This window comes from Pseudomonas sp. Irchel s3a10 (assembly GCF_900187525.1).
GTDB lineage: Bacteria > Pseudomonadota > Gammaproteobacteria > Pseudomonadales > Pseudomonadaceae > Aquipseudomonas > Aquipseudomonas koreensis_G.
Window position 1 is genome coordinate 63,894 of record NZ_FYDR01000014.1, and the last position, 11,212, is coordinate 75,105.

General features: G+C 59.4%; 9 protein-coding genes. 6 read left to right on the plus strand and 3 right to left on the minus strand.

Translation table 11 applies throughout. The features are described from left to right. The first annotated feature begins 5 nt into the window (after positions 1-5). From CKW11_RS26235 to CKW11_RS26250, 4 genes are read left to right on the plus strand one after another with little or no spacing between them, the layout of a single operon-like run. On the plus strand, positions 6-842 hold the full coding sequence (locus CKW11_RS26235) for an ABC transporter permease subunit (RefSeq protein WP_166495653.1): 837 nt from the start codon (positions 6-8) through the stop codon (positions 840-842). Beyond that, positions 829-1,629 (plus strand): ABC transporter permease, encoded by an 801-nt coding sequence (locus CKW11_RS26240; RefSeq protein ID WP_007965346.1) that lies wholly within the window; start codon positions 829-831, stop codon positions 1,627-1,629. The genes CKW11_RS26235 and CKW11_RS26240 overlap by 14 nt, the downstream gene beginning before the upstream one ends. Continuing rightward, complete coding sequence (locus tag CKW11_RS26245; protein ID WP_095140007.1) at positions 1,626-2,615, plus strand: ABC transporter ATP-binding protein; 990 nt, start codon at positions 1,626-1,628, stop codon at positions 2,613-2,615. The genes CKW11_RS26240 and CKW11_RS26245 overlap by 4 nt, the downstream gene beginning before the upstream one ends. Before the next feature lie 34 nt (positions 2,616-2,649). Beyond that, on the plus strand, positions 2,650-3,303 hold the full coding sequence (locus CKW11_RS26250) for an HAD family phosphatase (protein WP_095140008.1): 654 nt from the start codon (positions 2,650-2,652) through the stop codon (positions 3,301-3,303). A gap of 177 nt (positions 3,304-3,480) precedes the next feature. On the opposite strand, the gene CKW11_RS26255 is transcribed toward CKW11_RS26250, so the two are convergent. Further along, positions 3,481-4,443: a zinc-binding dehydrogenase gene (locus tag CKW11_RS26255; RefSeq protein WP_095140009.1), complete on the minus strand. Its 963-nt coding sequence runs from the start codon at positions 4,441-4,443 to the stop codon at positions 3,481-3,483. A 138-nt stretch (positions 4,444-4,581) separates the two neighbouring features. Here CKW11_RS26255 and CKW11_RS26260 point away from each other — a divergent pair, with 138 nt between their 5' ends. Further along, the gene (locus tag CKW11_RS26260; protein WP_177440043.1) at positions 4,582-6,666 is read left to right on the plus strand and encodes a carboxy terminal-processing peptidase; all 2,085 of its coding nucleotides are present in this window, start codon (positions 4,582-4,584) and stop codon (positions 6,664-6,666) included. A gap of 134 nt (positions 6,667-6,800) precedes the next feature. Further along, positions 6,801-8,591 carry a bifunctional diguanylate cyclase/phosphodiesterase gene (locus CKW11_RS26265; protein ID WP_095140011.1) on the plus strand — a complete coding sequence of 597 codons (1,791 nt, stop codon included), beginning with the start codon at positions 6,801-6,803 and terminating at the stop codon, positions 8,589-8,591. A gap of 70 nt (positions 8,592-8,661) precedes the next feature. Here CKW11_RS26265 and CKW11_RS26270 read toward each other — a convergent pair whose 3' ends face one another. Then, on the minus strand, positions 8,662-8,964 hold the full coding sequence (locus CKW11_RS26270) for a contact-dependent growth inhibition system immunity protein (protein ID WP_095140012.1): 303 nt from the start codon (positions 8,962-8,964) through the stop codon (positions 8,662-8,664). Beyond that, a partial coding sequence (locus CKW11_RS26275) for an RHS repeat-associated core domain-containing protein (RefSeq protein ID WP_095140013.1) occupies positions 8,961-11,212 on the minus strand: 2,252 nt, incomplete at its 5' end. The genes CKW11_RS26270 and CKW11_RS26275, both read right to left, overlap by 4 nt.

Sequence of the window (11,212 nt, forward strand, 5' to 3'; positions counted from 1 at the left end):
ATGCCATGACTCGCGGCAAATGGCTGGCGGCCCTGTGTCTGGTGCCGTTCGCGCTGTTCTTTATCGTGTTCGAAATCGCCCCGCTGGTCTGGGTGATGATCAATAGCCTGCAGTCGGAAGAATTCGGCTGGGGCTTCGCCAACTTCAGCAAGATCTTCAATTCGAAGTTCTATCTGCAGGCGATTCAGTACAGCCTGGAGATCAGTTTCTGGTCGAGCGTGTTTGGCATCATCATCGCCGTGCTCGGGGCGTACTCACTGCGCCGGGTCGACTCGAAACTGCGCAACTTCGTGAATGCCTTCGCCAACATGACCAGCAACTTTGCCGGCGTGCCGCTGGCCTTCGCGTTCATCATCCTGCTCGGATTCAACGGCAGCATCACCATCATGCTCAAGCAGGCCGGAATCATTGAAGACTTCAACCTGTACTCGAAAACCGGCCTGATCATCCTCTACACCTACTTCCAGATTCCTCTCGGCGTGCTGCTGCTCTATCCGGCCTTCGACGCCCTGCGTGAAGACTGGCGCGAATCCGCCGCGCTGCTCGGCGCCAACGGCTGGCAGTTCTGGCGGCACATCGGTCTGCCGGTGCTGACCCCGGCGCTGCTCGGCACTTTCGTGATCCTGCTGGCCAACGCCCTTGGTGCTTACGCCACGGTGTACGCCTTGACCACCGGCAACTTCAACGTGCTGCCGATCCGCATCGCGGCAATGGTTTCCGGGGACATTTCCCTCGATCCGAATCTGGCCAGCGCCTTGGCCGTGGTGCTGGTGGCGTTGATGACCATCGTTACCGTCGTGCATCAACTGCTGCTGAAGAGGAGCTACCATGTCTCGCGCTGAATCCGGCCCGGCCGGCGTCTACCACCGCGTCGTGGTTTATCTGCTGTTCGCGATTCTGCTGCTGCCGCTGGTGGGCACGCTGATCTACTCGATTGCCAGCAGTTGGTCGGCGACCATCCTGCCCAGCGGTTTCACCTTCAAGTGGTATCTCCAATTGTGGAGCGATCCGCGCTTTCTGCATGCCTTCGGCCAGTCGCTGCTGGTGTGCGTCGGTGCGCTGGTGCTGTCGGTGGTGTTGATTCTGCCGCTGCTATTCGTGGTGCATTACCACTTCCCGAAACTCGATGCGCTGATGAACATCCTGATCCTGCTGCCCTTCGCGGTGCCGCCGGTGGTGTCGTCGGTGGGTCTGTTGCAGCTCTATGGTTCCGGGCCGCTGGCGATGGTCGGTACGCCGTGGATCCTGATCGGTTGCTACTTCACCGTGGCGCTGCCGTTCATGTACCGGGCGATCACCAACAACCTGCAGGCGATCAACCTGCGCGACCTGATGGACGCCGCGCAACTGCTCGGCGCCAGCACCTTTCAGGCCGCGTTTCTGGTGGTGCTGCCAAACCTGCGCAAAGGCCTGATGGTCGCGTTGCTGCTGTCGTTCTCGTTCCTGTTCGGTGAGTTCGTGTTCGCCAACATCCTAGTCGGCACGCGCTACGAAACCCTGCAGGTGTATCTGAACAACATGCGCAACAGCAGCGGCCACTTCACCAGTGCGCTGGTGATCTCGTACTTCTTTTTCGTGCTGGTCCTGACCTGGATCGCCAACATCTTGAACAAGGACAAAAGCGAATGAGCTATGTCAGCGTCCAACACCTGCAGAAAAACTACGCGGGCACCACCGTGTTCAGCGACATAAACTGCGAAATCAACAAGGGCGAATTCGTCACCCTGCTCGGCCCGTCGGGTTGCGGCAAGTCCACCCTGCTGCGCTGCATCGCCGGGCTGACGCCAGTGGATGGCGGCAAGATCCTCCTTGATGGCGTCGACATCGTGCCGCTGAGTCCGCAGAAACGCGGGATCGGCATGGTGTTCCAGAGCTACGCGCTGTTCCCCAACATGACCGTCGAACAGAACGTTGCCTTCGGCCTGCGCATGCAAAAGGTCAATGCCGACGACAGCCACAAGCGTGTCGCCGAGGTGCTGAAACTGGTTGAACTCAACGACTTCGCCAGCCGCTATCCGCATCAGCTCTCCGGCGGCCAGTGCCAGCGCGTGGCCCTGGCCCGCTCACTGGTGACTCGCCCACGCCTGTTGCTGCTGGATGAACCGCTGTCGGCGCTGGATGCGCGTATCCGCAAACACCTGCGTGAACAGATCCGGCAGATCCAGCGCGAACTCGGCCTGACCACGATTTTCGTCACCCACGATCAGGAAGAAGCGTTGACCATGTCCGACCGGATTTTCCTGATGAACCAAGGGAAAATCGTGCAGAGCGGCGATGCCGAAACCCTCTACACCGCACCGGTCGATGTGTTCGCCGCCGGTTTCATCGGCAACTACAATCTGCTCGACGCGGACAGCGCCTCGAAGCTGCTGCAACGGCCGATCAACCACCGCATCGCGATTCGTCCGGAAGCCATCGAACTGAGCCTCAATGGCGAACTCGATGCGCAGATCCGCAGCCACAGCCTGCTCGGTAACGTGATTCGTTATCGAGTCGAAGCACGTGGCGTGGAGCTGGTGGTGGACGTGCTCAACCGCTCCGCGGCGGATCTGCATCGCGACGGTCAGCGTCTGGCGCTTTCCATCGATCCGACGGCCCTGTGTGAGGTAGCCTGATGACTTTGCTGACGTTGAAGAGAGAACTGCACTGATGGCCCTGGCAATTTTTGATCTGGACGAAACCCTGATCCACGGCGACTGCGCCACCCTCTGGAGCGAGCAGATGGGGCGCCTGGGCTGGGTCGATCCCGAGTCGTTCATGCGCAAGAACAACGAGCTGATGGACGCCTACAGCCATGGCAAATTGCGCATGGAAGATTTCATGGCGTTCAGCCTTGAACCGATGATCGGCCGTACCCCGGAAGAAGTCGAACACCTGGTCGGCCCGTGGGTGGAAGACTTTATCGAACCGATCATCTTCAGCGACGCCACCAAAACCATCGCCGCTCACCGCAAGGCCGGCGACCGGATCCTGGTGATCTCGGCTTCCGGCACGCACCTGGTCAAACCGATCGCCGAGCGCCTGGGCATCGACGAAATTCTCGGCATCGAGCTGGAGGTCGCGCACGGCGTTTACACTGGCCAGACCGTCGGCACGCTGACCTACCGCGAAGGCAAGATCACTCGCCTGCTGGAATGGCTGGACGCCGAGGAAGAGAATCTGGAAGGCGCGAGTTTCTACTCCGACTCACGCAATGATTTGCCGTTGCTGCTGAAGGTGGATTTCCCGCATGTGGTGAATCCGGATCCGGTGCTGCTGGAGCATGCCGAAAAAGCAGGCTGGCCGATCCATCTCTGGAAATAACCAAAGATCCAAATATGGATTATTGACTGTGGCAAGGAGCTTGCCGAAAAATCCGGCTAAACATCGATCCAAATGTGGGAGCGGGCTTGCTCGCGAAGGCGGAGTGTCAGTCGATAAATTCTTGTCTGATTCACCGCCTTCGCGAGCAAGCCCGCTCCCACAGGTTTTTCGGTGTTTTCAGGTCAGGCTTTCGTCGACCACCAGCACCAGTTTGCCGGCAACTTTGTTGCTCGCCAGCTCGGCAAACGCCGCTTCGGCGTCTTTTACCGGGAAGGCTTTGGCCAGTTGCGGACTCAACCGCCCTTCGGCAAACAGCGGCCAAACCTGTTGCCCCAGATCACTCAACAGATCCGCCTTGAACTGATCATCACGACTGCGCAACGTCGAACCAAGCAACTGCACGCGCTTGGCCAGAACCTGTGCCAGATCCAGTTTCGCCTCACGCCCGCCCATCAGACCGATCAGCACCCAACGCCCGTCGATCGCGGTCAGCTTGAGGTTCAGCGCTGCGTAGTTACCGCCGACCGGATCGAGGATCACGTCAAACGGCCCGAAGTCGCGCAGGCTCTCCAGATCATCGCTGCGCACCGCGCCGCCTTGGGCGCCGAGCGCTTCGCAGTAGGCCAGACGTTCGGCCGAACCGACGCTGACCCAACATGGGTTGCCGAATGCCTTGCACAGCTGAATGGCGGCTGAACCAATTCCACTCGCACCGGCGTGCAGCAAAACTTTCTCGCCCGGTTTCAGCGCCGCCAGTTGAAACACGTTGAGCCAGACCGTTGCATAAACCTCAGGTAATGCCGCGGCTTCGATCAACGAAACGCCCTCGGGCACCGGCAGCACGTGCCGTCCGTCGACCACCACCTCTTCAGCCATCCCGCCCCCGGCCAGCAAGGCGCAGACCCGATCGCCGACCTGCCAGGACGAGCCGGCGCCGACTTCGCTGATCACCCCGGAACACTCCAGACCGAGCACCTGACTGGCGCCGGGCGGCGGTGGATAAAGCCCGGCTTTCTGTAATAAATCGGCGCGATTGAGGCCGGCAGCCGCCACACGAATGCGCACTTGTCCTACATCACACGCCGGGCTCGGCTCTTCAACCCATGCCACTTGACCTTCAACGCCTTGCAATGCCTTCACAGTGCCTCCATAGTGAGTCTGGACTGAGCCCGAAGCTGTAGCGCCGGGCTTTTTGCATTATGCGACCGGCTCTCGTAGAACCGGCGACTTCAAAGACGGCCTAATATGCGTTATCAATTGTCCCCGCGTCGAATCAGCATGAAGCATCTGCTCCCCAGCACCGCCCTCGCTCTTTTCATCGGTATCGGTTTGTTGCCGGTGTCGGGCACTACATTCGCAGCCAACAGCTGGGACAAGTTGCAGCCTGATCGCGACGAAGTGATCGCCAGCCTCAACGTCGTCGAGTTGCTCAAGCGTCACCACTACAGCAAGCCGCCGCTCGACGATGCGCGCTCGGTGATCATCTACGACAGCTACATCAAGCTGCTGGACCCGTCGCGCAGCTATTTCATGGCCAGCGACATCGCTGAATTCGACAAGTGGAAGACCCAGTTCGACGACTTCCTCAAAAGCGGCGACCTCAACGCCGGGTTCACCATCTACAAGCGCTATCTGGATCGCGTCAAGGCGCGTCTGGACTTCGCCATTGCAGAGCTGAACAAGGGCGTCGACAAGATGGACTTCACCACCAAGGAGACCTTGCTGATCGATCGCAAGGACGCCCCCTGGCTGAAATCCACCGCTGAACTCGACGACCTGTGGCGCAAACGCGTCAAGGACGAAGTGCTGCGGCAGAAGATCGCCGGCAAGGATTCCAAGCAGATTCAGGAAACCCTGACCAAGCGCTACAAAAACCAGTTGGCGCGTCTGGATCAGACCCGCGCGGAAGATATCTTCCAGGCGTACATCAACACCTTCGCCATGTCCTACGACCCGCACACCAACTATCTGTCGCCGGATAACGCGGAGAACTTCGACATCAACATGAGCCTGTCCCTGGAGGGCATCGGCGCCGTGTTGCAGAGCGACAACGATCAGGTGAAAGTCGTGCGCCTGGTGCCGGCAGGCCCGGCCGACAAGACCAAGCAGGTCGCACCGGCCGACAAGATCATCGGCGTTGCCCAAGGCAACAAAGAGATGGTCGACGTGGTGGGCTGGCGCCTGGACGAAGTGGTCAAGCTGATCCGCGGCCCGAAAGGCACCGTGGTGCGCCTGGAAGTGATTCCGGCCAGCAATGCGCCAAACGACCAGACCAGCAAGATCGTGCCGATCACTCGCGAAGCAGTGAAGCTTGAAGACCAGGCTGTGAAAAAATCCGTGCTGAACCTCAAACAGGACGGTAAGGACTACAAGCTCGGTGTCATCGAGATCCCGGCGTTCTACCTCGACTTCAAGGCGTTCCGTGCCGGTGATCCGGACTACAAGAGCACCACTCGCGACGTCAAGAAGCTGCTGACCGAACTGCAGAAAGAGAAAGTCGACGGCGTGGTCATCGACCTGCGCAACAACGGCGGCGGTTCTCTGCAGGAAGCCACCGAGCTGACCAGCCTGTTCATCGACAAGGGCCCGACCGTCCTCGTGCGTAACGCCGATGGCCGCGTCGATGTGCTGGAAGATGAAAACCCGGGCGCGTTCTACAAAGGCCCGATGGCACTGTTGGTCAACCGCCTGTCCGCCTCGGCATCGGAGATCTTCGCCGGCGCCATGCAGGACTACCATCGCGCACTGATCATCGGTGGCCAGACCTTCGGCAAAGGCACCGTGCAGACCATTCAGCCGCTGAACCATGGCGAACTGAAACTGACCCTGGCCAAGTTCTACCGGGTTTCCGGGCAGAGCACCCAGCATCAGGGCGTGTTGCCGGACATCGACTACCCGTCGATCATCGACACCAAGGAAATCGGCGAAAGCGCCCTGCCGGAAGCCATGCCGTGGGACACCATCAAGGCAGCGATCAAGCCGGCTTCCGATCCGTTCAAGCCATACCTGGCACAGCTCAAGTCCGAGCATGACGCTCGTACCGCCAAGGACGCCGAGTTCGTGTTCATCCGCGACAAGCTGGCCCTGGCGCAGAAGCTGATGGAAGAAAAAACCGTCAGCCTCAACGAAGCCGACCGCCGTGCCCAGCACACGGACATCGACGCCAAGCAACTGGCGATGGAAAACATCCGTCGCAAAGCCAAAGGCGAAGAGCCGCTCAAAGAGCTGAAGAAAGAAGATGAAGACGCGCTGGCTGCGGCTGAGCCGGACAAGATCAAACCAGAAGACGACGCCTACCTGAGCGAAACCGGGCGCGTCCTGCTGGATTACCTGAAGCTGAGCAATCAGGTGGCCAAGAAGTAAGATGATGGCAATTTAGTGCTGACGCTCTCCGGAGCGTCATCAAACAGTCATCATTCTGTCGTGAAATAAAGGACTGGGAGCGACTCTCTTCATCGGGAGCGCTCCCAGTCCTTTTTTTATCGCCAGAGATTGCCATGACCACGACCGAACAGCTGAGTGCCTTGAGCTCGATCCTGACTCAAAGCGGTTTGCACAGTCTGTTCCAGCCGATCATCTGTCTCTCCGAGCGTCGCATTCTCGGTTACGAAGCCCTCACCCGCGGCCCGTCCAACAGCCCTCTGCACTCGCCTATCGCGCTGTTCGCCGTGGCGCGTCAGGCCGGCCGCCTGAGCGAACTGGAAATTGCCTGCCGCCAATCTGCCTGCCGTCGTTTCAACGAACAGCAACTGCCAGGCAAGCTGTTCCTCAACGTCTCTCCGGAATCCCTGCTCGAAGCCGCGCACCAACCGGGGCGCACTCTGCAACTGTTGCAGGACTTCGGCATTCCGCCGAGTCAGGTGGTGATCGAACTCACCGAACAGACGCCAATCGACGATTTCCAGTTGCTGCAAACCGCGCTGCATCACTATCGGGCGATGGGCTTTTCGATTGCGCTGGATGACTTGGGTGCCGGCTATTCGAGCTTGCGCCTGTGGTCGGAGCTGCGCCCGGATTACGTGAAGATCGACCGCCACTTCATCGACGGCATTCATCAGGACGCGTTGAAACGCGAGTTCGTCGGCTCGATCCTGCAGATCGCCAAGGCTTCGCGGGCACAGGTGATTGCCGAGGGTATCGAATTGCCGGAAGAACTGGCGGTGCTGACCGAGATGGGCGTCGATCTGGTGCAGGGTTACTTGCTCGGTCGTCCACAGGAACATCCACCCCGCGATGCCCGGGCCTTGATGCCGAAACACGACAGCAGCGCCGTGGCATTGAACGACGAAGGCAGCGATCTCAGCGCCCTGCTCAACGACCAACCAGCGGTGCATCGCGACACACCCACCGCTACGGTGCTGGAAGCCTTCCGCCGCCAGGCCAATCTGAATTCACTGGCAGTGCTCGACGAACAGGGCCAGCCGTGCGGCATCGTCCATCGCCATTCGTTGTCCGACGCACTGCTCAAACCGTTCGCCACCGACCTGTTCGCGCGCAAACCGATCAGCCGCCTGATGAACGACGACTTCCTCGCCGTGGAAATGAGCCAGTCGCTGCAACAGGTCAGCCGCCTGATCACCAGCCGCGCCCGACAGCGTATCGAAGAAGATTTCATCATCACCCTCAACGGCGGTTATCTCGGCCTGGGCCGGGTGATCGACGTGCTCAAACTGATCACCGAACTGAAAATCCAGCAGGCGCGCTACGCCAACCCGCTGACCCTGCTGCCCGGCAACGTGCCGATCCAGCAATGCCTGACCCGCCTGCTGCGACAGGGCCGCGAATCGATCATCTGCTACGTCGACATCGACAGCTTCAAACCCTTCAACGACATCTACGGCTACGGTCGTGGCGACGAAGTCCTGCTGTGCCTGGCGCAATGTCTGAACGAACGCGTCGACCCGTCCCGCGACTTCGTCGGCCACATCGGCGGCGACGACTTCCTGCTGGTGCTCGGCCCGGAAGACTGGCGCAAACGCCTCAACCAACTGCTCGACGACTTCCAGAGCCAATGCCGGCGCTTCTATCGCCCTGAGCATCTTGAGGCCGGCTGCTTCATCGCGCCGAATCGCCAAGGTGTGCGGCAGGAGTTTCCGCTGCTCTCGTTATCGATCGGCGTAGTCCACTTGCACCCCGAGGCCTGCGCAGAACTGGATGCCAGCCAACTCGCGGAAATGGCTTCGCAGGCGAAGCATCATGCGAAGAATGTTCCGGGGTATAGCGTGCATGTGATTGATAGTCTTACTGCCCCCGCCCTTCAATTGCCGCAACTGATGGGCCAGCGCTGATTCCACAGACGACATAACCACTTTCCAAATCTGAAAAAAACAACTCCAGTACTTACAAGAGCACTTCACTCTAATTTTTTCCATTTTGCAGCACAGCCAGCACGTAGCTTAACCACTCTTTACCGGAAGCCCACTTATTCCAATAGCAGTAATAGCAACTGAGATCTCTTAACAAGTAATCTCTTACTGCCAACTCATCTTTATTTTGACTCAGCAAAGACTGCAACTCTTCACAAACCAAAAGTATTATTTCCGGATCTGAAGCTTGTAAGAAGTCAGCAATAACCTTATCAGGGGTGTCGTACTCTATTAGCCAGTCTTGATGGAAGTAGGCCCCAAAAAAGTCGTGAAGCTCTGGGAATTCGTGATTCATAGCTCTGGAAATCCGGTCAGCAAAAAATATCCCAAAGGGAGTGTAGGGTCTTTTTTCAGAACTAGCAGGAGCTTTAGTGCCGACTGAGGATGTGTGGCGCCATTGAGCAAGCTCACTCCCACTGGCTGGTTGAGATGATGGGTGATCGTTGTCTTTCCTTTTTTGCTATTTAAAAAATCTTGCACCTTTTGCGCATTCACCCTCAAAGCCTCTGAAACAGCAGCCTCAGCTCCGGCGCGATCGGAAAATGTGGAGGCTGCTGGAATATGTGGCTCCGCCATTAATCTTTGGGCTAATTGCGCGTCAGTTCTACCAATATGTTTGATTATTAGGTGTCCGCCCTGAGCCTCATGCGTAGCCAAGCCCCCACCTGGCACTATCTCGCTATAAGGCCCATCAGCTTGTATTGCCCCCGGACACGGATTGCAAGCCAACCCCAACGGATCCACCCATCCCGTCGGATTCGGCACGTACCGGTACTGATTCAACCCACCTGCGAGCTTCACCGGATCCGGCGTCAGATACCGCCCCAACCTCGGGTCGTAATACCGATGCCGGTTGTAGTGCAGCCCACTTTCCGCATCGAAATACTGCCCCTGAAACCGCAGCGGCTGATCCAGGTAGTCCTCGCCCGCGAGGGTGATCGCCGCGACTTTGCCGTAGGCGTCGTACTGCGCTGACCAGACGATTTCGCCGCTGTAGTCGGTCAGTTCCTGCGGCGTGCCGAGGTGGTCGAGTTGGTAGTAGAACGGGCAGGCCTTTTTCGGGCCTTTGCCGTCGAGCAGCGCCAGGGGACGGAAGGCGCCGGGTTCGTAGACGTAGCTGCGGTGGTGGGTTTTGCTGCTTTCGGCGACGAGGTGGTCGCCTTGCCAGAAGAAATCGGTGGTCTGGCCGTCGACGATCTTGCGGATGCGTCGGCCGAAGGCGTCGTATTGGTAGGTCGCGGTTTGGCCGTCGGGGCGGGTCAGGCCGATCAGGCGGTGCTGACAGTCGTAGCGGTATTCGGTGACGAGTTGCTGGTCGCGGCCACGGCGTTCGCGGATCAGGTTGCCGAAGGCGTCGTAGTCGTAGTGCCGGTCGCCCTGCATCAGCAGGCGATTGCCCTTGATCCGGGTCGGGCCGGGACGATCCTGCATCAGCAGGTTGCCGGCCGGGTCGTGGGCGAAGGATTCGGGCAGTTCGTCGCGGGAGTGACGGACGCGAATCAGCCGGTCGAGGGCGTCGTAGTAATAACTGCGCTGGCCGTGTCGACTGTCGGCGATACCGGCCAGATTGCCGTTGACCGCATAGCTGTAGTGGCGCAAGTACAAGGGGCGCGTTTGCTGATTGACGGTATGCAGCTGCAATCGGCCCTGCTCGTCGTAGGCATAATCGCTGCGCAGCAGGCCTTGCTGGCGTTGTTGTTCGCGACCGGACTGATAGACGTGGCGGGTCAGCCGTGTGCCATTAAGGTCGATGGCCGTCAGCGCGCCGCCCTTGGCGTAGTGGTAATCGAGCTTGCTGTTGTCCGGCAGACGCTGGCGCTTGAGCTGGCCGCAGGCGTCATAGGCATAACGCAAGGTGCCCCAGCCCTGATGCTCGGTGATCAGCCGATCCTGCAGGTCGTATTCGAAGGCCAGTGGATGTTTCTGACCGTCATCGACCCCGGTCAAACGGCCCAGTCGGTCGTAGGTGTAAACCACCTCAACCCCGTCGGGCAGGGTTTTCAGCAGCAGACGTCCGGCCGCATCACGCGCGTAAGTGGTGACCAGCGTTGAGCCGTCATCACCGAACTCGGTCTTCTCCAGCAGGTGCCCGTTGCGGTCGTAGGCGTAAGCGGTGCGTCGGCCGTCGAAGCCGGTTTCCTGTCGGATCAGTCCGGTGGGCGTGTAGTCCAGTCGGTACTTTTCCCCGGATTCGTTCTCGATTTCCGTGAGCAACAACTGCGCATGGTCGTAGCGGTACTGCACCCGCGTGCCGTCGGGATTGATCTTGCGCGAGACCAGGTGCAGGTCGTCGTCATACTCGTAGCGGGTGATGTGGCCGAGTTCGTCGCGTTCGGCAGTGACCTGGCCGTAGGCGCCGTAGCTGTAGGCGCGGGTGGCGCCCGTAGGAAAGGTCGTCTGAATTAGTCGGCCAACAGCGTCCCACTGCTGGCGAGTGATCGCGCCGTGTTCGTCGCAAGTGGTCGTCCGTCGCCCCAGCGCGTCGTAGGAAAAGCGCCGCACACCACCGTCAGGCAGGGTTTCCTCGATCAGTTGGCCAAGGT